The following is a 25,200-nucleotide window of genomic DNA, read 5'->3' as shown; positions in this document are numbered from 1 at the left end:
AACAACAAAAAGGTGCAGCCATGCCCGCTATTCGAATTGGCATCAACCCGATTTCCTGGAGCAACGATGACTTGCCGTCGCTGGGCGGCGAGACGCCGTTGAGCACTGCGTTGAGCGAAGGCAAGGAAATCGGCTATGAAGGTTTCGAGCTCAATGGCAAGTTTCCCAAGGACGCCAAGGGCGTCGGCGACGTGTTGCGCCCTTACGACCTGGCGCTGGTCTCCGGCTGGTATTCCAGTCGCTTGGCGCGTCGTTCGGCGGCCGAGGAGATCGACGCCATCGCCAGCCATGTCGAGCTGCTGGCGCAGAACGGCGCAACGGTGCTGGTCTATGGCGAAGTGGCCGATTCGATCCAGGGCCAGCGGATTCCATTGGTCGAGCGGCCACGCTTTCACACTGACGAGGCCTGGCAGGCCTATGCCGACAAGCTCACCGAGCTGGCCCGCTTCACCTTGTCCCAAGGCGTGCGCCTGGCCTACCACCACCACATGGGCGCCTACGTTGAATCGCCTTCGGATATCGACAAGCTGATGGCGCTGACCGGCAGCGAGGTCGGCCTGTTGTTCGATTCGGGCCATTGCTACATGGGCGGCGGCGAACCGCTGCAGGTGCTGCGCAAACACACCGAGCGCATCTGCCATGTGCATTTCAAGGACGTGCGCAAACCCGTGGTGCAGTTGGCGCGCAACAACCTCTGGAGCTTTCCCGACTGCATCATCAACGGCACGTTCACCGTGCCTGGAGATGGAGATATCGACTTCGCCGCGTTGCTCGACGTGCTGCTGGCCGCCGACTACCAAGGCTGGCTGGTGGTGGAAGCCGAGCAGGACCCGGCGGTGGCGCCGAGTTATATCTATGCCAAGAAAGGCTACGACACCCTGCGTGCCCTGTTGCAGGAGAGAACTGCGCCATGAGCCTGCTGATCAAGAGCAATCCCAGCGACCGGACCATGGTTGAACTGCCCCGCGACGCGCTGGAATACGTCGGTTTTGCCGCCTACCGCTTGAGCCTTGGCGAAAGCCTGCCGGTGGCCGCCGCAGACCGGGAATTGTGCGTGGTACTGCTCAGCGGCCGCATCAACCTCAAGGGCGAAGCACCGGGGCAGGGCGCCTTCGATTGGGACAACCTCGGCGATCGCCAGTCGGTATTCGAGGATAAATCCCCTTACGCCGCGTATCTGCCGCCCGGCAGCCAGGCCCAGATCACCGCGTTGAGCGATGTGCAAGTGGCGGTGTGCGCCGCGCCGGGCGGCGCGCCGAATGCGTACGGCCCACGGCTGATCCGTCCCGAGAGCATGAAGCGCAGCGTGCGCGGCAAGGGCGCCAATACCCGCTACGTCTGCGACATCCTGCCGGACAGCGAGCCGGCCCATTCGCTGCTGGTGGTGGAAGTGCGCACGCCGTCGGGGCATTCGTCCAGCTATCCGCCGCACAAGCACGACACCGACGACCTGCCGCACCAGAGCTTCCTCGAAGAGACCTATTACCACCAGGTCAACCCGTCCCAAGGCTTCGTGTTCCAGCGGGTCTACACCGACGACCGCAGCATCGACCAGGCCATGGCGGTGGAGAACAGCGACCTGGTGGTGGTCCCCAAGGGCTATCACCCGGTCAGCGTGCCCTACGGGTACGAGTCGTATTACCTGAATGTCATGGCCGGCCCGAAGCGGGTCTGGCAATTCCACAACGATCCGCAGCACAGCTGGCTGCTGGATCTCTGACCCCACAAATACGCAGGGAGAACAAGCACGATGAGCGACGCCCCGGTAGTAGGCCATTACATCAACGGTCAGGTGCAGGACAGCGACAACAGTCCGCGGTCCAGCAACGTCTTCAATCCGGCCACCGGTGCGGTGCAAGCCCGGGTGGCCCTGGCCGAACCGAGCACCGTCGACGCGGCGGTGGCCTCGGCGCTGGCGGCGTTCCCGGCCTGGTCCGAGCAGTCGTCATTGCGTCGTTCGCGAGTGATGTTCAAGTTCAAGGAGCTGCTCGATCGTCACCACGACGAACTGGCGCAGATCATCAGCCGTGAACATGGCAAGGTACTGTCCGACGCCCACGGCGAAGTCACCCGGGGCATCGAGATCGTCGAGTACGCCTGCGGTGCGCCGAGCCTGCTCAAGACCGATTTCAGCGACAACATCGGCGGTGGCATCGACAACTGGAACCTGCGCCAGCCCCTGGGCGTCTGTGCCGGGGTCACGCCATTCAACTTCCCGGTGATGGTGCCGCTGTGGATGATTCCCCTGGCGCTGGTCGCCGGTAACTGCTTCATCCTCAAACCTTCGGAGCGCGACCCGTCCGCCAGTTTGCTGATGGCCCGCTTGTTGACGGAAGCCGGCCTGCCGGACGGCGTGTTCAACGTGGTCCAGGGTGACAGAGTGGCGGTGGATGCGCTGTTGCAACACCCGGACATCGAGGCGATCTCCTTTGTCGGCTCTACGCCCATCGCCGAATACATCCACCAGCAGGGCACCGCGAACGGCAAGCGCGTCCAGGCCCTGGGCGGGGCGAAGAACCACATGATCGTCATGCCCGATGCCGACCTCGACCAGGCGGCGGACGCTTTGATCGGCGCCGCCTACGGCTCGGCCGGCGAGCGCTGCATGGCGATTTCCATTGCCGTGGCGGTGGGCGAGGTCGGCGACGAACTGATCGCTCGCCTGCTGCCGCGCATCGACCAGTTGCAGGTCGGCAACGGCCAACAGCCCGGAACTGACATGGGGCCGCTGGTCACCGCCGAGCACAAGGCCAAGGTCGAAGGGTTCATCGATGCCGGCGTGGCCGAGGGCGCTCGCTTGATCGTCGATGGCCGTGGTTTCAAAGTGCCGGGGGCGGAGCAAGGGTTCTTTGTCGGGGCGACGCTGTTCGATCAGGTCACTGCCGAGATGAGCATTTACCAGCAAGAGATTTTCGGCCCGGTGCTGGGGATCGTCCGTGTGCCGGATTTCGCCACGGCGGTGGCGCTGATCAACGCCCATGAGTTTGGCAACGGTGTGTCGTGCTTCACCCGCGACGGCGGCATCGCCCGGGCGTTCGCCCGCAGCATCAAGGTCGGCATGGTGGGCATCAACGTGCCGATTCCGGTGCCCATGGCCTGGCATTCCTTTGGCGGCTGGAAGCGCTCGTTGTTCGGCGACCACCATGCCTATGGCGAAGAAGGCCTGCGCTTCTACAGTCGCTACAAGAGCGTGATGCAGCGCTGGCCGGACAGCATCGCCAAGGGTCCCGAATTCAGCATGCCCACTGCTCAATAACCCATTTCCATGAATGCCGGAGGGAGAACAACAATGAACAAGCCCCTGCGTTTTGCCTTGAACCGAATGGTTGCCCCACGCCTGTCACTGCCCGCGTTCATCGACTTGGCCCTGGCGTTGAAAACCGATGCCATCGAGATCCGCAACGACCTCGAGGGGGTCGAGATCGAAGACGGCATGCCGCCGGCCCGCGTCCGTGAGTTGTGCGAGGCCCGCGGCATCAAGGTGCTGTCGATCAACGCCCTGTACCCCTTCGATGTCTGGAACGAGGAGCGCCGCGCCCAGGCCGTGCGCCTGGCCGACTACGCCCGCGAATGCGGCGCCGAGGGGCTGGTGATGTGCCCGCTCAACGACCGCGCCGACCCGCGCAGCGAAGCCGAGCGTGCGGCGGGGCTGCGTACCGCCCTCAGTGAACTGGCGCCGATCCTGCGGGCCTTCGGTATCTACGGTTTTATCGAACCCCTGGGGTTCGAGGAGTGCTCGCTGCGGCGCAAACGCGCGGCGGTGGAAGCGATCAAGAGCATTGGCGGGCTGGATGTGTTCCGCCTGGTGCACGACACCTTCCACCATCATCTGGCCGGCGAGCAGGAGTTCTTCCCCGAACTGACCGGGCTGGTGCACATCTCCGGCGTCGAGGATGCGCAGGCGCCGTTGGCGAGTATTCGCGACGGTCATCGAGTGCTGGTGGGCGAGGCTGACATTCTCGGCAATGCCGCGCAGATCGAGGCGCTGCGCGCGGGCGGTTATGAAGGCTACCTGTCCTTCGAGCCGTTTGCCGAGAGCGTCCATGACCTGGCCGATATCCGCCAGGCTCTGGGGGCGAGTATGAGCCACCTGCAAAGCTCGCAGGCCTGAGCCGATTTCAAAAGGATGAGTGGACCCTGTGGGAGCGAGCCTGCTCGCGAAGGCGGCAGTACATTCAACACTGATGTCGCCTGACACGCCGCTTTCGCGAGCAGGCTCGCTCCCACAGGGGATTGAGCAATTCTCCGGATTTGCATTCCAGACAAGGTGCAAGCATGACCACAACACGACTGACCATGGCCCAGGCCCTGGTGAAATTCCTCGATAACCAGTACATCGAGGTCGATGGCGTCCAGAGCAAGTTCGTCGCCGGGGTCTTTACCATTTTCGGCCACGGCAACGTGCTGGGCCTGGGCCAGGCGCTGGAGCAGGACAGCGGCGACCTGGTGGTCCATCAGGGCCGCAACGAGCAGGGCATGGCCCATGCCGCCATCGGGTTTGCCAAGCAGCATCTGCGGCGCAGGATCTACGCCTGCAGTTCCTCGGTCGGCCCTGGCGCGGCGAACATGCTGACCGCCGCGGCCACCGCCACGGCCAATCGCATTCCCTTGTTGCTGTTGCCCGGCGACGTCTATGCCAGTCGCCAGCCGGACCCGGTGTTGCAACAGATTGAGCAGTTCCACGACCTGAGCATCAGCACCAACGATGCCTTCAAGGCCGTGAGTAAATACTGGGACCGCATCAACCGTCCTGAGCAATTGATGACCGCCGCGATCCAGGCGATGCGCGTGCTGACCGACCCGGCCGAAACCGGCGCGGTGACGCTGGCGCTGCCCCAGGATGTACAGGCCGAGGCCTACGATTACCCGGATTATTTCCTGCAAAAACGCGTGCACCGCATCGAGCGCCGGCCGGCCACCGAAGCGATGCTCGGCGATGCCCTGGCGTTGCTCAAGGGCAAGCGCCGGCCGTTGGTCATCTGCGGTGGTGGCGTCAGGTATTCGGGGGCCAACGCCGCGTTGCAGGCCTTTGCCGAGCGTTTCGACATCCCCTTCGCCGAAACCCAGGCGGGCAAAAGCGCCGTGGTCTCCAGTCATCCATTGAACGTCGGCGGCGTCGGCGAAACCGGTTGCCTGGCGGCGAACCTGCTGGCCAAGGAAGCGGACCTGATCATCGGCATTGGCACCCGCTACAGTGATTTCACCACGGCGTCGAAATGGCTGTTCCAGCATCCCGAGGTGCAGTTTCTCAACCTCAACATCAGCCCGTGCGATGCCTTGAAACTCGACGGCGTGCAACTGTTGGCCGACGCCCGTTCGGGCCTGGAGGCCTTGTCGGCCGCGATGGGGGATTATCGCGCCGAATGGGGCGGGCAGATCGCCGATGCCAAGGCCCAACTCGACGCCGAAGTGGACCGGGTCTACCAGGCGGATTACCAGGCCAAGGATTTCGTCCCGGAAATCAACGACCACATGGACCCGGCGGTGTTTCGCGAGTTCATCGAGCTCACCGGATCCTGCCTGACCCAGAGCCGCGTGCTCGGCACCCTCAACGAAACCCTGGCCGATGATGCCGTCATCGTCGCCGCCGCCGGCAGCCTGCCGGGTGATTTGCAGCGCAGCTGGCGCAGCAAGGGCGTGAACACCTACCACGTCGAATATGGCTATTCGTGCATGGGCTACGAGGTCAATGCCGCCCTGGGCGTGAAGCTCGCCGAGCCGGACAAAGAGGTCTACGCGCTGGTGGGCGATGGCTCCTACATGATGCTGCACTCCGAACTTGCCACCTCGATCCAGGAGCGCCGCAAGATCAATGTGGTGCTGCTGGACAACATGACGTTCGGATGCATCAACAACCTGCAGATGGAACACGGTATGGACAGCTTCGGTACCGAGTTCCGCTTCCGCAACCCCGAGACGGGCAAGCTCGACGGCGCCTTCGTGCCGGTGGATTTCGCCATGAGCGCGGCGGCCTACGGTTGCAAGACCTACAAGGTCAAGACACTGGAGGAGCTGCACGCCGCGCTGGCCGACGCCCGACTCCAGACGGTCTCGACGCTGATCGACATCAAGGTCCTGCCCAAGACCATGATCCACAAGTACCTGTCGTGGTGGCGGGTCGGCGTGGCGCAAGTCTCAACCAGCGCGCGTACCGATGCCGTCGCCAAGACCCTCAACGAACGACTGGCCAAGGCCCGTCAATACTGATTGCCCCAACCCTACGAAAGGAGTTCCACATGTCTTTGAAGCTGGGCGTCATCGGCACCGGGGCCATCGGCCAGGACCATATCCGTCGTTGCAGCCAGACGTTGCTCAACAGCCAGGTCGTCGCGGTGACCGACATCAACCTGGTGCAAGCGGCGAAAGTGGTGGCCGACCTGAAGTTGACCGCCGAGGTCTATCCCGACGGCCATGCACTGATCAAGGCGCCGGACGTCGAGGCGATCCTCGTCACGTCCTGGGGGCCAAGTCATGAAGAATTCGTGCTGGCGGCCATCGCGGCCGGCAAGCCGGTGTTCTGTGAAAAGCCGTTGGCCGTTACCGCCGAAGGTTGTCGCCGGATTGTCGAAGCCGAAGTGGCCCAAGGCAAGCGCCTGGTACAGGTCGGGTTCATGCGCCCCTACGACGAAGGTTATCGGGCGCTCAAGGCGGTGATCGACAGCGGACAGATCGGCGAGCCGTTGATGCTGCACTGTGCCCACCGCAACCCCAGCGTGGGCGAAAACTACAAGACCGACATGGCCATCACCGACACCTTGATTCACGAACTGGATGTGTTGCGCTGGTTGCTCGCCGACGACTACGTCTCGGTGCAGGTGGTGTTTCCACGCAAGACCAGCAAGGCCCTGGTGCACTTGCGCGATCCACAGATCGTCCTGCTGGAAACCGCCAAGGGCACGCGCATCGACGTCGAAGTGTTCGTCAATTGCCAGTACGGCTACGACATCCAGTGTGAAGTGGTGGGGGAGACCGGCATCGCCAGGCTGCCAGAACCGTCCCAGGTGCAACTGCGCAGCGGTGCCAAGCTTTCCAATGCGATCCTGATGGACTGGAAAGACCGGTTCATCGGCGCTTACGACGTCGAACTGCAGGCCTTCATCGACGGCGTGCGCGCCGGCCAGGTGGGCGGCCCCTCGGCCTGGGATGGCTTTGCCGCGGCGGTGGCGGCGGACGCGTGTATTGAAGCGCAGCAGAGCGGGCAGATCGTCAAGGTCGAGCTGCCCGAACGGCCTCGGTTCTACGGCTGAGCACATACCCTTTGGGCATGCAATCAAACTGTGGGAGCGAGCCTGCTCGCGAAGGCGGTGTGTCAGGTCACACAATCCAGCTTGACCCGACGCTATCGCGAGCAAGCTCGCTCCCACGGTCGACTGTGTTATCCCAAGAGTACTCGGTCAAATTTGTGGGAGCGAGCTTGCTCGCGATGGCGGTGGGTCAGGCGATATTGATGCTGGCGGGCCTGACGCTTTCGCGAGCAGGCTCGCTCCCACAGGTGCCGGCGCCCTATACAGATAAGGAGCTTTCATGCGAATCGGATTAGTAGGCTACGGCAAGGGCGGGCGTTTTTTCCATGCGCCGCTGATCAGCAGCCTGCCGGGGGCTACCTTCATCGGCGTGGTGACCCGCTCCGCCGAGCGGCGCCAGCAGCTGGCCAGCGATTACCCGAAGGTCCAGGCGTTCGACACTCTCGAACAGTTGGTGGCGGCGGGTGTCGAGGCGGTGGTCGTGTCTATCCCTTTGGACGGTCGCCCGGCCATCGTGATGCAGGCGATCGAACTCGGCGTGGCGGTGGTCAGCGATAAGCCTTTTGCCCTAGACGCCGCACAGGCCGAAGCGATGGTGCTGACCGCCGAACGCCGCAACGTGCCGTTGAGCGTCTACCAGAACCGGCGCTGGGATTCGGATTTCCTGACCGTGCGCAAGTTGCTCGGATCCGGCGCACTGGGGCAGGTGATTCGCTTTGAATCCAGCGTCGAACGTTACTCACCGTCCTCGCTGGGCAAGGGCAGCGGCGGCGGATTCCTGCGGGATCTGGGCAGCCATCTGGTGGACCAGGCGCTGCAATTGTTCGGGCCGGTGACCCGGGTGTATGCCGAGCTCGATTATCGACAGCCGGGCCAGGCGTTCGATAACGGTTTCTTCATGTCACTGACCCATGTCGGTGGCGTCATTTCCCACTTGAGCGGCAATTGCGTGCAAAACGCTCCACGCCCACGTTTCCGGGTCAGCGGCAGCGAAGGCTGCTATACCGTCGAAGGCCTCGACGGGCAGGAAGCCTTGGCATTGGCGGGGTTGAGCCCGGCTACCGAAGGCGAACGCTGGGGCGCAGAGGAGCACCGCCGCTGGGGCTGGTTCGAACACGGCGCAGAGCGCGAGCGGGTCGCCTCGGAGCGGGGATGCTGGCTGGAATTCTACCAGCGCCTCCAAGCCGCGTTGCAGGGCAACGGCCCATTGCCGGTGGCGGCCCGCGATGCCTTGGCCACGACGCGCGTTCTGGACGCTGCCAGGCAAAGTGCTGAGCAAGGCGTGGTGGTGTGTTTATCCACGCCCGTAGGACATGGAACAAAAAACGAATAAAATTCTAAAATAAGTTGATATGGAAAATATTTTCCAATAAAGTCGATTCCAGGTGACCGACAACCCTGTTCGCGTTTATCCAGGCTCGGCTTGAATGAACGACGAACTAAACAAAAACAAGAAACACAGCCAGGTACCGTCGATGAAAACCTTCAACCGCTCTGCGTTTCACCTGCCACTGCCCTTGCGTCTGTCCGCAATCCTTCCTTTTTTCGAATCCCTGTGCATCCAGCGCAAGGGTGCCGTGGTGTGCTGCATGCCCGGCGCACCGATCGTTCGTTTGCCGCGTTCCTGAAGTCCGTCACGCCTTATCCATAAGACCAACAAAAATGTGGAGAAAGACCGTTCATGAAGACCAAGACCCGTATTGCCTCGCTGGCCCTGTCGTTGATGTTCGCCAGCGGCTTTGCCCTGGCGGACCTGAAAATTGGCGTCAGCATGTCCCAGTTCGATGACACCTGGTTGACCTACCTGCGCGAATCCATGGACAAGAAAGCCAAGTCCCTGCCGGACGGCGTTACCCTGCAATTCGAAGACGCGCGCAGTGACGTGGTCAAGCAGCTCAGCCAGGTGGAAAGCTTCATCAGCCAGAAGGTCGATGCGCTCATTGTCAACCCCGTTGACACCGCCGCGACCCAGCGCATCACCAAGGCCGCGGTCGCCGCCGGCATCCCGCTGGTGTATGTCAACCGCCGCCCGGACGATCTGAAATTACCGGAAGGGGTGGTCACCGTGGCCTCCGATGACCTGGAAGCCGGACGCATGCAGATGCAATACCTGGCCGACAAGATGGGCGGCAAGGGCGACATCGTGATCTTGCTGGGCGACCTGGCCAACAATTCCACCACTAACCGCACCAAGGGCGTCAAGGAAGTGCTGGCCAAGTACCCCGGCATCAAGATCGAACAGGAACAGACCGGCACCTGGTCGCGGGACAAGGGTATGACCCTGGTCAACGATTGGCTGACCCAGGGCCGCGACTTCCAGGCCGTGGTGTCCAACAACGACGAGATGGCCATCGGCGCCGCCATGGCGCTCAAGGGCGCTGGCAAAGAGAAGGGCAGCGTCCTGATTGCCGGGGTCGATGGTACGCCGGATGGCTTGAACGCCATCAAGAAAGGCGAGATGGCGGTCTCGGTGTTCCAGGACGCCAAGGGCCAGGCCGATGGCTCCATCGACACGGCGGTGAAAATGGCCAAGGGCGAGAAGATGCAATCCGTCGTGGTGCCCTATCGCCTGATCACGCCGGAGAACGTCGATCAGTTCAAGTGACGTCCCACCCGTTCCATCACAACAATAAACAGGCAAGGTCGCCGCGCCGATCTTGCCGAGGGAGTACCTGACCATGTTCGCATCAGCGACTGCTACGAGCGCCCCGGCGGCGACTTTCCAGCCGGGCGCATTACCTGACGAACCGTACCTGTTGGAAGTCGTCAACGTCAGCAAGGGTTTTCCCGGCGTGGTGGCCCTGTCCGACGTGCAACTGCGGGTGCGCCCCGGCTCGGTGCTGGCCTTGATGGGCGAAAACGGCGCAGGCAAATCCACGCTGATGAAAATCATCGCCGGCATCTACCAGCCGGATGCCGGTGAGCTGCGCCTGCGCGGCAAGCCGATCACTTTCGACACCCCGCTGGCGGCCTTGCAGGCCGGGATCGCGATGATCCACCAGGAACTGAACCTGATGCCGCACATGAGCATCGCCGAGAACATCTGGATCGGCCGTGAGCAGCTCAACGGCCTGCACATGATCGACCACGGTGAGATGCACCGCTGCACCGCGCGCTTGCTGGAGCGCCTGCGAATCAAGCTCGACCCCGAGGAGCAGGTGGGCAACCTGAGCATCGCCGAGCGGCAGATGGTGGAGATCGCCAAGGCCGTTTCGTATGACTCGGACATCCTGATCATGGACGAACCGACCTCGGCCATCACCGAGACGGAAGTCGCGCATCTGTTTTCGATCATCGCCGACCTCAAGGCCCAGGGTAAGGGCATCATCTATATCACCCACAAGATGAATGAAGTGTTCGCCATCGCCGATGAGGTGGCGGTGTTCCGTGACGGTGCCTACATCGGTCTGCAACGGGCCGACAGCATGGACGGCGACAGCCTGATTTCGATGATGGTCGGGCGCGAGTTGAGCCAGTTGTTTCCCGAGCGGGACAAGCCCATCGGCGATCAGGTGCTGTCGGTACGCGACCTGAGCCTGGACGGTATCTTCAAAGGCGTGTCGTTCGACCTGCATGCTGGCGAGATCCTCGGCATCGCCGGGTTGATGGGCTCGGGCCGGACCAATGTCGCCGAGGCCATCTTTGGCGTGACCCCGGCCACCGGCGGCGAGATCCTGCTGGACGGCGAGCCGGTGCGCATCACCGATCCGCACATGGCGATCGAGAAGGGCTTCGCCCTGTTGACCGAAGACCGCAAGCTCAGCGGCCTGTTTCCCTGCCTGTCGGTGCTGGAAAACATGGAGATGGCGGTGTTGCCCCATTACGTCGGCAACGGCTTCATCCAGCAAAAAGCCCTGCGCGCGCTGTGCGAAGAAATGTGCAAGAAACTGCGGGTCAAGACGCCGTCCCTGGAGCAGTGCATCGACACCTTGTCCGGCGGCAACCAGCAGAAAGCGTTGCTGGCCCGCTGGCTGATGACCAACCCGCGCATCCTGATCCTCGACGAGCCGACCCGCGGCATCGATGTTGGCGCCAAGGCGGAAATCTACCGACTCATTTCCTACCTCGCCAGCGAAGGCATGGCGGTCATCATGATTTCCTCGGAACTGCCCGAGGTGCTCGGCATGAGCGACCGGGTCATGGTGATGCACGAAGGTGACCTGATGGGCACCCTCGACCGTAGCGAAGCGACCCAGGAACGAGTCATGCAACTGGCGTCGGGCCTGTCCTGATTGCCCGTCCGCCCAGATAACGAAGGTAAATGGCTATGAACGCGATACTGGAAAACAAACCCGCGGCCGCACCGGCCAGGACGCGTCGACGGTTGCCGACGGAACTGAGCATTTTCCTGGTGCTGATCGGCATCGGGCTGGTGTTCGAGATGTTCGGCTGGATCATGCGCGACCAGAGTTTCCTGATGAATTCGCAACGCCTGGTACTGATGATCCTGCAAGTGTCGATCATCGGCCTGCTGGCCATCGGCGTGACCCAGGTGATCATCACCACCGGCATCGACCTGTCGTCCGGCTCGGTACTGGCGCTGTCGGCGATGATTGCCGCCAGCCTGGCCCAGACTTCGGATTTCGCCCGGGCGGTGTTTCCTTCCCTGACCGACCTGCCGGTGTGGATCCCGGTGGTGGCGGGGCTGGGGGTCGGTTTGCTGGCCGGCGCAATCAACGGCAGCATCATCGCCCTTACCGGTATCCCACCGTTCATCGCCACCCTCGGCATGATGGTCTCGGCCCGTGGCCTGGCGCGTTACTACACCGAAGGCCAGCCGGTGAGCATGCTGTCTGATTCGTACACGGCCATCGGTCATGGCGCGATGCCGGTGATCATCTTCCTGGTGGTGGCGGTGATCTTTCACATCGCCTTGCGCTACACCAAGTACGGCAAATACACCTACGCCATCGGCGGCAACATGCAGGCGGCGCGGACCTCGGGCATCAACGTCAAGCGTCATCTGGTGATCGTCTACAGCATCGCCGGGCTGCTGGCGGGACTCGCCGGCGTGGTGGCTTCGGCGCGTGCGGCGACCGGGCAGGCGGGCATGGGCATGTCTTATGAGCTGGACGCGATTGCCGCGGCGGTGATCGGCGGCACCAGCCTGGCTGGTGGGGTGGGGCGCATCACCGGGACGGTGATCGGCGCGCTGATCCTCGGGGTGATGGCCAGCGGCTTCACCTTTGTCGGTGTCGACGCCTATATCCAGGACATCATCAAGGGGCTGATCATCGTGGTCGCGGTGGTCATCGACCAATACCGCAACAAGCGCAAACTCAAGCGCTAGGTCACTGCCGATGCGACAAAGCGCCACGCCTGATCCGCGTGGCGTTGCCATTTGTCTTCTTAATACAGCCATTGAAGCGAATTTCTTGTTATAAACGCACTCCGATGGCCGGTAGAAGCCTGTCGAGGCAGCATTTGAAGCGGTTGTCGGACATTTTCCCCATGTTTTCGGTTGCTGACACCCCAACTCGGCCTTAGACTGCCGCCCCTCGTAAATTGAGTGCCGGGTGGCGCTTGGAATAAACGGCGCCTTCCCGATGAGCGTGGCGGCTCAGGACGGGTACGAGAAGTCACGCAGGCGCCTTTCGTACCAAGTCCGGTGCGGGACGCTCCATAATTCGCCTTAATGCACGTTTTTTTATAGAGATATCAATGACAAAGGAAAAGTTGCTGGCCATGCCGGCGGATGACTACATGAATGCCGAGCAACTGGCTTACTTCACCAAGCTGTTGCAGAACATGAAGGTCGAAACCCACGAGCGCATCGAACAGAACCGAATCGCCATTGAGAGCCTGGACACCCCGGCCGACCCGGCGGACGCCGCTTCCGTGGAAGAAGAGCGCACCTGGCTGGTCAACGCCATCGATCGCGACCAACGCATGCTGCCGCAACTGGAGCAGGCCCTGGACCGCATCAACGACCAAAGCTTCGGCTGGTGCGACGACAGCGGCGAGCCGATCGGCCTCAAGCGCCTGCTGATCAGCCCGACCACCAAGTACTGCATCGAAGCCCAGGAACGTCACGAACAGATCGACAAGCACCAGCGTCAGGCCTGATTCCGTTCCAGAAAAAGATCGCAGCCTTCTTTCGGAGGCTGCGATCTTTTTGCTTTCGCCTGTTCGCCTATGCTCATTGAGCTGATGCAAAAAACACGACTAATGGACCATGGATAATGGCCTTGTAGTGGCGTTTAATGCGTGCATAACAATGATAAATGTGGGTGACAAACATGGCGACAGACGGATCTCTGGCGGCGGCAGCGTCGGCCTCGGTGCCCGCGGCGGGTGGCACGGCGCGCTGGGTTGCGCCGACCTTGCAAAGCGTCGCGCTGGTTTTGCTGCTTTGCGGCATGACATTGGGCGGTTGGTCGTTGTATCTGGGCCTGCCGCTGGCGCTGCTCATCGTCTGGTTGCCACGTCTGCGCTCACGCCTGGCCAATGCTCCCGCGCCAGCGGCGAGCGACAGCCTGGCCGAGCTGACCCGCGATCTTTCCTACACCACCAGCCATAACGCTCTGTCGGCGGCGGGGGTGGCCTATTCGGTCAAGCAATTGGCCGGCAAGGTCCAGTCGCAGCTGGGCGCCGCGGCGCAGATCGTCAGCAATGCCGAGGCGATGATCGCGACCGAGCAGGCCACCTCGCACCTCAGCCAGCAGGCGCTGGGCGCGGCCAGCGAGGCCCATCGCAGCAGTGTCGCCGGGCGCAGCGAACTGGTGGAATCCATCAGCCGCATGCATCAGCTCAGCCAGCGCGCCAATGACAGCCGTGAGTTGATCGAAGCGCTGAGCGTGCGCAGCGACGAAATCCAGCGCGTGAGCCTGGTGATTCAATCGATCGCCAGCCAGACCAACCTGTTGGCGCTCAATGCCGCCATCGAAGCGGCCCGGGCCGGTGAGCATGGCCGCGGATTCGCGGTAGTGGCCGACGAGGTCCGCGGCCTGGCCGGGCGCACTGCCGCGGCAACCGGCGAGGTCGGGGTGATGGTGGCGGATATCCAGCAGCGCACTGCGCAGGTGGTTGAACAGATCCGACAACTGGCTGGCGACCTGGACAGCGGCGTGCAGCAAGTCGAGCACACCGGCCAACACCTGGAGAACATTGCCCGGCTCGCCGCGGGTGTCGAAACCCAGGTCAGCGCTATCGCCCAAGGCACCGATACCAACCGCGAGCAGCTCGACAGTCTGTTCCATGCCATCGAGCAGATGCGCAGCGATCTGGCGATCAGCGATCAACAGACCCAGCGCCTGGCCGAGGCTGCCGTACAGATGGAAGGCCAGGCCGAAACCATCAGCGAGCGTTTGGCCGAGGTGGGCCTCGATGATTACCACCAGCGGGTCTATGACCTGGCCCGAGAAGGCGCGAGCCGGATTGCCGCGCAGTTCGAAGTGGATATCGATCAGGGCCGTATCAGCCTCGAAGACCTGTTCGACCGCAACTACCAGCCCATCCCCAATACCCACCCGGCCAAGTTCCAGACCCGTTTTGACCGCTACACCGATCAGGTACTGCCGGCCATCCAGGAACCGCTACTCGCCCGGCATGAAGGCCTGGTGTTTGCAATCGCCTGCACCCAGCAAGGCTACGTGCCGACCCACAACAACGCCTTCTGCCAGCCACTGACCGGCGATCCCCAGGTGGACACCCTGAGCAACCGCACCAAGCGCAAGTTTTCCGATCGCACCGGGATTCGCTGCGGCAGCCACCAACAGCCGGTGTTGCTGCAAACCTATACGCGTGACACCGGGGAACTGATGCATGACCTGTCGGTGCCGATCATGCTCAAGGGGCGTCACTGGGGGGGATTGCGGTTGGGTTACAAGCCCGAGAAGCCGCGCTGAGCCTCAACGCAACGGTGCGAAGAGCTCTTGTGGCGAGGGAGCTTGCTCCCGCTCGGCTGCGCAGCAGTCGCAAATCATGGGCCTGCTGCGCAGGCCAGCGGGAGCAAGCTCCCTCGCCACGAAAGCGGTCTGGCGATGCTCTTGGGTTATTTACCGTCGTGCAAGCGCACATTCAGTTGATCCACCAGCACTGCTTCCTCACCGTCGGCGAGTAGCCATTCACGCAGCAGGTCTCTTTGCTGGTCCGACCAGAAAGGCGCATCGACCAACTTGGTGTTCGGATCCAGCGGGTGTGCCATGATGAAGTCGTCGATGGCACTGCCTTCCGAAGGCAGGCCCAATTGATCAAACAGGGTTTTGAGCTCGTGTGATGGTTGTTCCATGTTGCAGGACTCCTCTGGACTGCCGCCGTCATGGCGCCTCGGTTGCTTCCCTTATCTGAGGCCAGGCAGTCGTCAGGAGTTCGATCGATTTCACGCTTTCAACGCACCTTCATCCACGGCGAGCTTCAATGCCCTTGCCGCATCCCTGGCGGCTTCGGCAGCAATTTCCGTAGTCTTGAACCAGCGATCCTTCTCCACCTGGTGGTAAGTGACAGCGTTGGAAGGTGATTTGGCGCGCATCACAATGACGGCCTGGAACTCGCCTTCGACCTCTCTGGCTTCGCCCCGGATGAAAAATTCGCCGATATCCAATTCCGTCACGTCGCGCCTTCCCTTCAAAGTCATTTTATTGTGCGCAGGCCGCCAATGGATGGCGGCCTGCGCTGGGCGGCCAGTATGGCAGCAGTTGCCGGTCGGCGGCTGAGTTAAGTCATGGACGGGGTGCGGATAAAACGCAAGCGCTCTGTTCGAGGCGCCTGGCCAGGTAGCAGGCTTCGTTATGATCGGCGCGGAAACCTCTTACACGTCCAGTCGCCGTTTCTTCGATATGGAAAAAACACGTCCCGGCCAGCACGACTCGGTATCGTGGCAGGATCAGGGCCGTTGCGAGGTGGTTCTCGGCACCAGAGCGCTCATATGCTTGGGCAGTACGCGAATCAAGGGGGCGGAGCAACGTTGGGGAAGTACCCATGTGAATTCCTTTTCATGGTTTACCGACGAATTGCCGGTTGTTTCGAGTAGTCTGCGCGCCATCGGCTGCTCTAGAATCGACGGCGCCGTGTGGACGGCTGTGCCTATCTAAAGCAATTTTTTTTGCACTCGATGTCAGAAAAATGCTTTTTTAACTGAGAAATTTCCCTAAAGTTAGTAGTCCCACCTTTTCCGATGCGCAGAGTGGCGTTTTCCTTCAGCCTCTGACGATCACGGGGAAAGGCAGCGAGAGTGGCAATCCATTAGTCTTCTCTCGCTTGGGTCTGGGCGCGTCGTTCAATTCGAATTCAACTTCAGGTCATTGCGACCTTGCGGGTTCTCGTGGTCCGTCTTTCAGGGTGGGCCATTCAAAGATGGGGATGTTTCCTTGGCAGTAAGTAATCTCGACATGCACGCGTTATTTGTACTGGGTGACCTTCGGGCAAAGCTGGTCAAGCAATTCCAGTCACGTTTTGTCTATATCACCGAACAAACCGCCGAGGGCATCTATGTTGCCGAGCTCGATACGGAATCGGCGCTGGTGGTTGATGACAAGCCTCGGCTTGAACTCAAGGTCGGTGATCATTTTCGCGCGGCGGTATTGCCAAGTCGCGAGGGTGGCAAGTTTGAAATCCGTTTTCGTGAAATCAAGTTGACGGTCTATGGCCTCGGTGACTATGCCTTCGTCACGACTGCCGATGGCCATGCGATTCTGTTCAAGGAAGGCCACAGCGTGTTGACCGTCTTCGCGGCCCACGAACAGTTGCAGGAAGGTTTGACCAAGACGCTGAAAGCGGTCACCGCCAAGGCCGCCAAATGGCGCAAGGGCGAACTCGTGACGTTCAAGGCCAGCGAATAGTCAGTCCGCGCCCATTGGGAAATGGCGCATGGGTCTGAATCTTTTTCTGCCTTCCTCATACCTTTAATAGTTTTTAAAAGGCTGTTGCTGGAACCTTGGCTACAGTCAAATGACTGAACTATTCACAGGCTTGCGTTCGCTTCGCAACGCCGTTCGGTTATTGCTGTGTCCGGCATGAGGTATCAAGCATGAAACGAGTTCGACAGTGGCTGGCTGGCTGCGCCACTACCCTCGCTGTGTTGGTTTCGCCACTTCCGGCATCCGCTGCTGCTTCGGCGCCGATCCACTTTGCCGACCTGAACTGGGAAAGTGGCAGCCTGATCACCGACATCCTGCGGATCATCGTCGAAAAAGGCTACGGGTTATCGACCGACACGTTACCGGGCACCACCATTACCCTGGAAACCGCCCTGGCCAACAACGATATCCAGGTGATCGGTGAAGAGTGGGCGGGGCGCAGCCCGGTGTGGGTCAAGGCCGAGGCCGAGGGCAAGGTGGTTGCCCTGGGCGATACGGTCAAGGGCGCGACCGAAGGTTGGTGGGTGCCGGAATACGTCATCAAGGGCGACCCGGCCAAGGGGATCAAGCCGCTGGCCCCGGACCTGCGCAGCGTCGAGGACCTGGCGCGCTACAAACATGTGTTCAAGGATCCTGAAAGCCCCGACAAGGGGCGCTTCCTCAACAGCCCCATCGGCTGGACGTCCGAAGTCGTCAACAAGCAGAAACTCAAGGCTTATGGTCTTTCCGACAGCTACGTGAATTTCCGCAGCGGTTCCGGGGCCGCGCTTGATGCGGAAATTACTTCTTCGATCCGCCGTGGCAAGCCGATCCTGTTTTACTACTGGTCGCCCACGCCGTTGCTGGGGCGTTTCAAGCTGGTGCAACTGCAAGAACCGGCATTCGATGCCGAGGCCTGGAAGACCCTGACCGACGCCGACAATCCGAACCCGAAACCGACTCGCTCCCTGGCCTCGAAGCTGTCGATCGGTGTGTCCGTGCCGTTCCAGAAGCAGCATCCGGACATCGCCGAGTTCTTCGGCAAGGTCGACCTGCCCATCGAGCCGCTTAACAAGGCCCTGGCCGACATGAGCGAGAAACGCACGCCGCCCCGCGAAGCCGCCGAGGCGTTCCTCAAGGCCCACCCACAGGTCTGGCAGGCCTGGTTGCCCAAGGACGTCGCCGACAAAGTCGCGGCGGGGCTGTAAAACTTGGTGATGCCAGCCTGTTGAACAGCTGATCCCGGGCAAATCGTCATCCGCTGGAACCTGGCAACCTGAGCCCGTCCAGCGAAATGTCAGATTCAAGCTAGGATGATTGTTCAACCTTTTTCAGGAGGCTGGCGAATGACGCTTTTATTGGCTCGGTCGCTGGTCGCAGTGTTTGCGACCATCAGCTTGTTTCATTTGTATTGGGCCCTGGGTGGGCGCTGGGCAGCCCTGGCGGTGGTACCACAGGTTCCGGTGAAGCAGGGCGACACGCTGCGACCGGCGTTCAACCCGTCAGGATGGCTGACGCTGCTGGTGGCCCTGGCGCTGTTGATGATTGCGCTGCTGGTGTGCCTGCGGGTCGGGCTGATTTCGCCGCCCGTCACTCATCGCGCCTTGCAATGGCTGATCAGTGCGATTGCTTTGCTGATATTCGCCCGGGCCATTGGCGAGTCGAACCTGGTGGGCTTCTTCAAGGAGGTCAAGGGCTCGACGTTTGCCCGGCTCGACACCTGGGTCTATTCGCCGTTGTGTGTCGTGCTGGGGGCGGGGTTATTGACGGTGGCGTGGGCTTGAATACAACCACAACCCCGTGGCGAGGGAGCTTGCTCCCGCTGGGCTGCGCAGCAGCCCCAAAAAAGACTGAACACCGATCAGCCTGACTCACCGAAGTGACAGATCCAGGGGCTGCTGCGCACCCCAGCGGGAGCAAGCTCCCTCGCCACAAAAAGCCGGTTTGTCAGTCGTTCTTGCGACTACTTACCTCCGCCGGCACGTCATCGCCGGCCATACGCTTGCGGAACAATGCCGCCCGGGCCAGCAGCAGGGTGGTCACCGGCATCGTGATGGACAGCAGGATCGGTATCAACCACGCATGCAGCACCGGCCCGGACTTGATCGCGGAAAAGTAGATGATCGAGGCAAAGGCAACGCACCAGGCGCCCAGCGTCGACGCCAGGGCAGGGGGGTGCATGCGCTGGAAATAATCTTTCAACCGTACCAGCCCGATTGCCCTGAGCAGGGCGAACAGGCTGCTGGCCACCAGCAGGATTGCCACTGAAATTTCCACCCACATCGACAGCTCGACGTTCATTCGATCACCTCGCCACGCAAGAGGAACTTGGCCAGGGCAAACGAGCCGACAAAGCCGAACAGGGCGATCAGCAGCGCGGCCTCGAAGTAGGTGTCACTGGCATAACGGATGCCCAGCACCAGCATCATCAGCATCGCGACGATGTACAGGTAGTCGAGGGCCAGGACCCGGTCCTGTGCCGAGGGGCCCTTGAACAGGCGCACCAGGGTCAGGACCATGGTCAGGGAGAACAGGAACAGGCTCAGCAGGATGGCATTGGACAGCAACGGGCTCATTCGAAAATCTCCATCAACGGGCGCTCGTAGGTGGCCTTGAAGTGCGCTATGAATGCGCCTTCGTCCTCCAGATCGAACACGTGCATCAACAGGATGCTGCGGTCCAGCGCCAGCTCCGACCAGACCGTCCCGGGAATCACCGTGGTGATCATTGAAAGCACCGCCAGGCCATTGGCGTCGTGCAGGTCCAGCGGCACCTTGACGAAACGCGAGCGAGGCGGGCGGCGTCCGGCATTCAGTACGCCCCAGGCGACGGCCAGGTTGGATACCAGCACATCGCGCCCCACCAGCAGGAACAGCCGCAGCATGACCCAGGGCCGGCGGATGCGAATGGGCCGCGGCCGCAGTGGACGCATCATCAGTGGCGCCAGGAAGCCCAGCGCCGCGCCCAGCAGCAGGTGGCCGGCGCTGACGGACAGGTTCAACAGCAGCCAGAGCAGCCACAACGCCAGTGACAACCAGGGTGCGGGAAACAGCCGCTTCATGGCTGCACCGCCTGCACTGCGGTGTCGACTTGCGGGTTGGGTACGGCGCGGGTGCCAAGCACCGCCATCACATAATGTTCAGGTGTGTTCAGCGCATCGGCGGCGGACTGGGTGTAGCGCAGCAGCGGCTCGGCCTTGAAGGTCAGGGCGATTCCGAGGCCGAGCAGCACGATGATCGGCACGCATTCGAACGGTCGCAACAGTGGCGACGGCCGCTCCTGTGGCGTCCAGAAGCGCTGGATGCCCAGGCGTGAGAAGGCGATCAGCGCGGCGAGCCCGGACAGAATCAACAGCGCCAACAGGCCCCAGGCGGCGGCAGAGACGGGCGTGTCGGTACTTGCTCCGAGTCCTTGGGGGTTGAGCAACGCGTTGAGCAGCCCGAGTTTTGCGATGAAGCCCGAAAGCGGTGGCATGCCGATAATCAGCAGCGCACAGGCGATGAAGCTCAGGCCGAGGAAGGCCATGGTCCAGGGGATCACTTGGCCGACTACGGCTTTCTGTTCGTCGTCGAGGTTGATGCCTTTGGGCGGTTGCAGCGATTCCAGTGGGCGCGGCAGGCTGTCGAGATCGTCTTCCAGCGGCAGATCATTGGCCGAGCGTGAACGCTCGATCAACTCGGCCAGCAAGAACAGCGCGCACAGCGCCAGGGTCGAGCTCACCAGGTAAAACAGCGCAGCCCCCACCAGGTTTGGCTGGGCAAAGCCGATGGCTGACAACAGGATGCCGGCCGAGACCAGGATACTCAGGCTGGCCATGCGCTCCAGGCGTTGGGCGGCGAGGATGGCGATGGCCGCGCAGGCGATAGTCGCCAGGCCGCCGTAGACCAGCCAGTCAGCGCCAAAATAGGCCGAGGCGCCGGCCTGCCCGGAAAACAGCAAGGTCCACAGCCGCAGGATGGTGTAGACGCCGACCTTGGTCATGATCGCAAACAGTGCCGCCACCGGTGCACTGGCTGCACTGTAGGCCGGCACCAGCCAGAAATTCAGCGGCCACATGCCGGCCTTGGCCAGGAACGCCACCGCCAGGATCGCCGCGCCGGCGTGCAGCAGGCCGCGGTCGGCTTCCGGCACGAGGGGCACCTTCAGGGCCAGGTCGGCCATATTCAGGGTCCCTGTAACGCCGTAGATCAGGGCTGCGCCAATCAGGAACAGCGACGAGGCCAGCAGGTTGATGGAAACGTAGTGCAGCCCCGACGACACCCGCGCTCGGCCCGATCCATGCAACATCAGGCCGTAGGACGCCGCCAGCAGCACCTCGAAAAAAACGAACAGATTGAACAGGTCCGCCGTGAGGAAGGCCCCATAAAGCCCCATCAGCTGAATCTGGAACAACGCATGGAAACTCGCCCCGGCCCGGTCCCAACGGGCCATGGCGAACAGCAGAGCGCAGACGCCGATGATCCCGGTCAGCACCAGCATCAGCGCTGACAGTCGATCGACCACCAGCACGATGCCGAACGGCGCCTGCCAATTACCCGGCAGATAGACGCCAATGGACGCGGGCAGCGCCTGCTCCTGGGTCCAGCGCAACAACAGCACGGCGATGCCCAGGCCCAGCAGGCTGGAGAACAGATTGATCCGCGCCTTGAGCGGGCGGTGCTTCTCGCCGAGCATCAGCATCACCGCGGCGGTCAGCAACGGAAGCAGGATGGGCGCGGCAATCAAGTGTGGCGTCAACGTCATTCCTTCGGCTCCCGGCCGTCCACATGGTCGGTGCCGGTCAGGCCCCGGGACGCGAGCAGGACTACCAGGAACAAGGCAGTCATGGCGAAGCTGATCACGATGGCGGTCAGCACCAGGGCCTGGGGCAACGGATCGGTGTAGTGCAGCAGGTCTTGGGGAACGCCGTCCTTGATGATCGGCTCCTTGCCGATGAACAGGCTGCCCATGCTGAAGATGAACAAGTTGACGCCATACGACAGCAGGCACAGGCCCATGACCACTTGAAAGGTCCGCGGCCGTAGCACCAGCCAGACACCGGAGGCGGCCAGTACGCCGATTGCGATTGCGATGACTTCTTCCATCAGGCGTTGGCTCCTTTGAGAGGGGCGACGGGTTTGGCGTGCAGGCCCGGCTTGTGGGCGCGCACTGACTGGTGGGCCAGGGCAGTGAGAATCAGCAGGGTCGAACCGACCACCACGGCATAGACGCCGATGTCGAAGAACAGCGCGCTGGCCAGGTGAATATTCCCCAGCAGCGGCAATTCGAAATGCCAGGTGTGCGTGGTCAGGAACGGATAACCCGCCGCCAGCGCGCCCAACCCCGTGGCGCTGGCGAACAGCAGCCCAGTGCCCATCCAGCGCAGCGGCCGCAGGCTCATCTGCGCTTCGACCCACTGGGTGCCGGCGACCATGTATTGCAGGATGAACGCCACCGACATCACCAGCCCGGCCACGAAGCCGCCGCCGGGTTGATTGTGGCCGCGCATGAACAGATAGAACGACACCACCAGGGCAATCGGCAGCAACAGGCGAACGAGCACCGACGGCACCATCATGAAGCCCAGCGCGGTATCGCTGGCGTGGCGCGGGTTGACCAGGTCGGTGACCACGTCCGGCGCCAGCAGGCGTTGTTGTGCCGGCAGTTGCATGCTTTCCTTCGGTGGACGGAAGCGCCGCAGCAGGGCGAACACCGCCAGGGCCACCGCCGCCAGCACGGTGATTTCCCCCAGGGTGTCGAAGCCGCGGAAGTCCACCAGCATGACGTTCACCACATTGCTGCCGCCGCCCTCAGGCAGCGCGCGGCTGAGGTAGAACGAGGAAATGTCGTTGGGGGTCTGGCGCGTCAGCATGGCATAGGACAACAGCGCCATGCCGCCACCCACCGCGCCGGACAGCAGCAGGTCCCGCAGGCGCCGGATGCGCGCGCGCCGTTCGCTGTCGGGCCGGGGCGATACGTCCTCGATCCGTCGGGGCAACCAGCGCAGCCCCAGCAGGATCAGCACCGTGGTGACCACCTCCACCACCAGTTGCGTCAAGGCCAGGTCCGGTGCCGAGAACCAGACGAAGGTCACGCAGGTCATCAGGCCACAGACGCTGACCATCGTCAGCGCCGCGAGACGGTGATACTTGGCTTGCCAGGCCGCGCCCAGGGCGCAGGCGATTGCCAGTACCCACAGGGTGACGAACACCACGGAGCCGGGAATCTTCGGCCGGTCGCCCCAGACCAGCGTGCTGTGCAGCATCGGGATCAACCCGGCCAGGAGCGCCGCCAGTACCAGCAGGAACAGTTGCGCCTGCAGGCGCCGAGTGCTGATCTTGCGCTCCAGCCGGCGGCCGTGGCGCATCATCAGCACCAGGCAGCGTTCGAACAGGCGCTTGCCGCTGAGGCGGCCGATCAGCGGCGGATGCTTGATTTGGCCTTGCTTGAATCGCTTGCGCAGCAGCAAGTACAGGACGATGCCCGCGGCCATCGCCACCAGGCTCATGAGCATGGGCGCGTTCAGCCCGTGCCAGATTGCCAGGCTGTATTCGGGCAGCGGGCCGCCCACCACGGGGAGTGCGGCGGCGGCCAGCAACGAGCCGACCACCTGGGCCGGGAAAATCCCCACCAGCAGGCAGGTGAATACCAGCAGCTCGACCGGCGCGCGCATCCAGCGTGGCGGTTCATGGGGCGTGTGAGGCAGGTCGGTGGCGGTGGGGCCGAAGAACACGTCCACGGTAAAGCGCAGGGAGTAGGCGACGCTGAAGGTGCCGGCGATGGTCGCGATGATCGGCAACGCCAGTTCGACCCAGGCGGTGGCCGAGATAAACACCGTCTCGGCGAAGAACATCTCCTTGGACAGGAAACCATTGAGCAACGGCACCCCGGCCATCGCCGCGCTGGCGACCATCGCCAGGGTGGCGGTGAACGGAATCAGTCGCACCAGGCCGCTGAGCCTGCGGATGTCCCGGGTGCCGCTTTCGTGGTCGATGATTCCGGCGGCCATGAACAGCGAGGCCTTGAACGTGGCGTGGTTGAGAATATGAAACACCGCCGCCACCGCCGCCAGCGGACTGTTGAGACCCAGCAGCAGGGTGATCAGCCCGAGGTGGCTGATGGTCGAGTAGGCGAGCAGGCCCTTGAGGTCGTTCTGGAACATCGCGCAGTAGGCGCCCAGCACCAGGGTGCAGGCCCCCGCGCCGCCGACGATATAGAACCATTGCTCGCTGCCCGACAATGACGGCCACAGCCGTGCCAACAGGAAGACACCGGCCTTGACCATGGTTGCCGAGTGCAGGTACGCCGACACTGGTGTGGGTGCGGCCATGGCGTGGGGAAGCCAGAAGTGGAAGGGGAACTGAGCACTTTTGCTCAAGGCGCCGATCAGGATCAGCGGCAGCAGGATCGGGTAGAGGGCGTGGTCACGAATCAGGTTGCCGGCGGCCAGGACCCTGTCCAGGTCATAGCTGCCCACCACATGGCCGAGCAGCATCACCCCGGCCAACAGGCACAGCCCGCCGGCACCGGTCACCATCAACGCCATGTAGGCGCCGCGTCGGGCGTCGGCGCGGTGATGCCAATAGCCGATCAGCAAGAACGAGAACAGACTGGTCAGTTCCCAGAAGAACACCATCTGGATCAGGTTGCCGGAGATCACCAGCCCGAGCATCGCGCCCATGAACGCTAGGAAAAACGCGAAGAAACGTGGCACCGGATCGTCCGGCGACATGTAATAGCGGGCATACAACGACACCAGCGTGCCGATGCCCAGCACCAGCAACGAGAACAGCCAGGCAAAACCGTCCAGGCGCAGCACGAAATTCAGGCCCAGGCTCGGCAGCCAATCATATTGTTCACGGATTACGCCGCCATCGGCGATCTGCGGGTACCACAAGGCCACCTGAACAGTGCCGGCCAGGGCTACGAGGCCGGCCAGCAGCGATTCGGCGTTACGGGCGTTATGCGGTAACAGCGCCGCGACACAGCTGCCGATAAAGGGCAAAAGCAATAGAACTATCAGTGACATAGGCTTCTATTCGGCAAAGGTTGTCCGGGATCATACGTGGCGTATTCCGGATCACCAACCGCCAGGGTGTCGCAGAATCCTACAAGGTAGGTGCAAGTATCCTGTTTTGCGTTGTTTCAGCTGAATCTTTGGGGCTGCTGCGCAGCCCAGCGGGAGCAAGCTCCCTCGCCAC

24 protein-coding genes are annotated in these 25,200 nt (G+C 62.3%); 16 read left to right on the top strand and 8 right to left on the bottom strand.

Annotated elements, in window-relative coordinates; translation table 11 throughout:
- The first annotated feature begins 20 nt into the window (after window positions 1-20).
- The 13 genes from iolE to J3P97_RS16470 all read left to right on the top strand — a co-directional run bounded on the left by iolE (window position 21) and on the right by J3P97_RS16470 (window position 15,091).
- Window positions 21-914: a myo-inosose-2 dehydratase gene (gene iolE, locus J3P97_RS16530; protein WP_434672294.1), complete on the top strand. Its 894-nt coding sequence runs from the start codon at window positions 21-23 to the stop codon at window positions 912-914.
- On the top strand, window positions 911-1,720 hold the full coding sequence (gene iolB, locus J3P97_RS16525) for a 5-deoxy-glucuronate isomerase (RefSeq protein ID WP_434630206.1): 810 nt from the start codon (window positions 911-913) through the stop codon (window positions 1,718-1,720). Before iolE ends, iolB begins: the two co-directional genes overlap by 4 nt.
- A 30-nt stretch (window positions 1,721-1,750) precedes the next feature.
- Window positions 1,751-3,256 carry a CoA-acylating methylmalonate-semialdehyde dehydrogenase gene (locus tag J3P97_RS16520; protein ID WP_434672293.1) on the top strand — a complete coding sequence of 502 codons (1,506 nt, stop codon included), beginning with the start codon at window positions 1,751-1,753 and terminating at the stop codon, window positions 3,254-3,256.
- Window positions 3,257-3,289: 33 nt separating this feature from the next.
- Window positions 3,290-4,111 carry a TIM barrel protein gene (locus J3P97_RS16515; RefSeq protein ID WP_434672292.1) on the top strand — a complete coding sequence of 274 codons (822 nt, stop codon included), beginning with the start codon at window positions 3,290-3,292 and terminating at the stop codon, window positions 4,109-4,111.
- Between the two features lie 164 nt (window positions 4,112-4,275).
- The gene (gene iolD, locus J3P97_RS16510; protein ID WP_434672291.1) at window positions 4,276-6,207 is read left to right on the top strand and encodes a 3D-(3,5/4)-trihydroxycyclohexane-1,2-dione acylhydrolase (decyclizing); all 1,932 of its coding nucleotides are present in this window, start codon (window positions 4,276-4,278) and stop codon (window positions 6,205-6,207) included.
- A gap of 29 nt (window positions 6,208-6,236) precedes the next feature.
- On the top strand, window positions 6,237-7,247 hold the full coding sequence (locus J3P97_RS16505; protein WP_434601143.1) for a Gfo/Idh/MocA family protein: 1,011 nt from the start codon (window positions 6,237-6,239) through the stop codon (window positions 7,245-7,247).
- Between the two features lie 277 nt (window positions 7,248-7,524).
- A complete protein-coding gene (locus tag J3P97_RS16500; protein WP_434672290.1) occupies window positions 7,525-8,577 on the top strand; it encodes a Gfo/Idh/MocA family protein in 1,053 nt (350 codons plus the stop codon).
- A gap of 94 nt (window positions 8,578-8,671) precedes the next feature.
- Window positions 8,672-8,872, top strand: coding sequence for a hypothetical protein (locus J3P97_RS16495; protein WP_434573496.1), 201 nt, complete (start codon window positions 8,672-8,674; stop codon window positions 8,870-8,872).
- Window positions 8,873-8,925: 53 nt separating this feature from the next.
- The gene (locus J3P97_RS16490; protein ID WP_434672289.1) at window positions 8,926-9,849 is read left to right on the top strand and encodes a sugar ABC transporter substrate-binding protein; all 924 of its coding nucleotides are present in this window, start codon (window positions 8,926-8,928) and stop codon (window positions 9,847-9,849) included.
- 73 nt (window positions 9,850-9,922) lie between these two features.
- A complete protein-coding gene (locus J3P97_RS16485; RefSeq protein ID WP_434630219.1) occupies window positions 9,923-11,476 on the top strand; it encodes a sugar ABC transporter ATP-binding protein in 1,554 nt (517 codons plus the stop codon).
- Between the two features lie 35 nt (window positions 11,477-11,511).
- The gene (locus J3P97_RS16480) at window positions 11,512-12,534 is read left to right on the top strand and encodes an ABC transporter permease (RefSeq protein ID WP_003180516.1); all 1,023 of its coding nucleotides are present in this window, start codon (window positions 11,512-11,514) and stop codon (window positions 12,532-12,534) included.
- A gap of 371 nt (window positions 12,535-12,905) precedes the next feature.
- On the top strand, window positions 12,906-13,310 hold the full coding sequence (locus J3P97_RS16475; protein WP_434557518.1) for a TraR/DksA family transcriptional regulator: 405 nt from the start codon (window positions 12,906-12,908) through the stop codon (window positions 13,308-13,310).
- A gap of 173 nt (window positions 13,311-13,483) precedes the next feature.
- Window positions 13,484-15,091, top strand: a complete 1,608-nt coding sequence (locus J3P97_RS16470) for a methyl-accepting chemotaxis protein (protein WP_434672288.1) — start codon at window positions 13,484-13,486, stop codon at window positions 15,089-15,091.
- A 146-nt stretch (window positions 15,092-15,237) separates the two neighbouring features.
- On the opposite strand, the gene J3P97_RS16465 is transcribed toward J3P97_RS16470, so the two are convergent.
- Window positions 15,238-15,474, bottom strand: a complete 237-nt coding sequence (locus tag J3P97_RS16465; RefSeq protein ID WP_434573505.1) for a DUF2789 family protein — start codon at window positions 15,472-15,474, stop codon at window positions 15,238-15,240.
- A gap of 90 nt (window positions 15,475-15,564) precedes the next feature.
- Window positions 15,565-15,795, bottom strand: coding sequence for a hypothetical protein (locus J3P97_RS16460; RefSeq protein ID WP_434573507.1), 231 nt, complete (start codon window positions 15,793-15,795; stop codon window positions 15,565-15,567).
- Between the two features lie 778 nt (window positions 15,796-16,573).
- Between J3P97_RS16460 and J3P97_RS16455 the strand changes: the two genes are divergently transcribed.
- The 3 genes from J3P97_RS16455 to J3P97_RS16445 all read left to right on the top strand — a co-directional run bounded on the left by J3P97_RS16455 (window position 16,574) and on the right by J3P97_RS16445 (window position 18,804).
- Complete coding sequence (locus J3P97_RS16455; protein ID WP_305500385.1) at window positions 16,574-17,023, top strand: hypothetical protein; 450 nt, start codon at window positions 16,574-16,576, stop codon at window positions 17,021-17,023.
- A gap of 188 nt (window positions 17,024-17,211) precedes the next feature.
- A complete protein-coding gene (locus J3P97_RS16450; RefSeq protein WP_434672287.1) occupies window positions 17,212-18,228 on the top strand; it encodes an ABC transporter substrate-binding protein in 1,017 nt (338 codons plus the stop codon).
- Window positions 18,229-18,366: 138 nt separating this feature from the next.
- A complete protein-coding gene (locus J3P97_RS16445) occupies window positions 18,367-18,804 on the top strand; it encodes a DUF3995 domain-containing protein (RefSeq protein WP_434672286.1) in 438 nt (145 codons plus the stop codon).
- 163 nt (window positions 18,805-18,967) lie between these two features.
- On the opposite strand, the gene J3P97_RS16440 is transcribed toward J3P97_RS16445, so the two are convergent.
- Genes J3P97_RS16440 through J3P97_RS16415 form a run of 6 tightly spaced genes read right to left on the bottom strand, consistent with a single transcriptional unit; the run spans window position 18,968 to window position 25,028 of the window.
- Window positions 18,968-19,321 (bottom strand): Na+/H+ antiporter subunit G, encoded by a 354-nt coding sequence (locus tag J3P97_RS16440; RefSeq protein WP_434672285.1) that lies wholly within the window; start codon window positions 19,319-19,321, stop codon window positions 18,968-18,970.
- On the bottom strand, window positions 19,318-19,596 hold the full coding sequence (locus J3P97_RS16435) for a K+/H+ antiporter subunit F (RefSeq protein WP_186615355.1): 279 nt from the start codon (window positions 19,594-19,596) through the stop codon (window positions 19,318-19,320). The genes J3P97_RS16440 and J3P97_RS16435 overlap by 4 nt, the downstream gene beginning before the upstream one ends.
- Window positions 19,593-20,081, bottom strand: a complete 489-nt coding sequence (locus J3P97_RS16430; protein ID WP_434601137.1) for a Na+/H+ antiporter subunit E — start codon at window positions 20,079-20,081, stop codon at window positions 19,593-19,595. Before J3P97_RS16430 ends, J3P97_RS16435 begins: the two co-directional genes overlap by 4 nt.
- Window positions 20,078-21,763: a monovalent cation/H+ antiporter subunit D gene (locus J3P97_RS16425; RefSeq protein WP_434672284.1), complete on the bottom strand. Its 1,686-nt coding sequence runs from the start codon at window positions 21,761-21,763 to the stop codon at window positions 20,078-20,080. Before J3P97_RS16425 ends, J3P97_RS16430 begins: the two co-directional genes overlap by 4 nt.
- The gene (locus J3P97_RS16420; protein WP_003202835.1) at window positions 21,760-22,104 is read right to left on the bottom strand and encodes a Na+/H+ antiporter subunit C; all 345 of its coding nucleotides are present in this window, start codon (window positions 22,102-22,104) and stop codon (window positions 21,760-21,762) included. The genes J3P97_RS16425 and J3P97_RS16420 overlap by 4 nt, the downstream gene beginning before the upstream one ends.
- The gene (locus J3P97_RS16415; protein WP_434672283.1) at window positions 22,104-25,028 is read right to left on the bottom strand and encodes a monovalent cation/H+ antiporter subunit A; all 2,925 of its coding nucleotides are present in this window, start codon (window positions 25,026-25,028) and stop codon (window positions 22,104-22,106) included. The genes J3P97_RS16420 and J3P97_RS16415 overlap by 1 nt, the downstream gene beginning before the upstream one ends.
- Between the last annotated feature and the right edge of the window lie 172 nt (window positions 25,029-25,200).

The sequence above is a fragment of the Pseudomonas sp. R1-15 genome (assembly GCF_051132085.1).
Classification (GTDB): Bacteria; Pseudomonadota; Gammaproteobacteria; order Pseudomonadales; family Pseudomonadaceae; genus Aquipseudomonas.
This window is presented reverse-complemented; position numbering and strand designations above follow the sequence as displayed.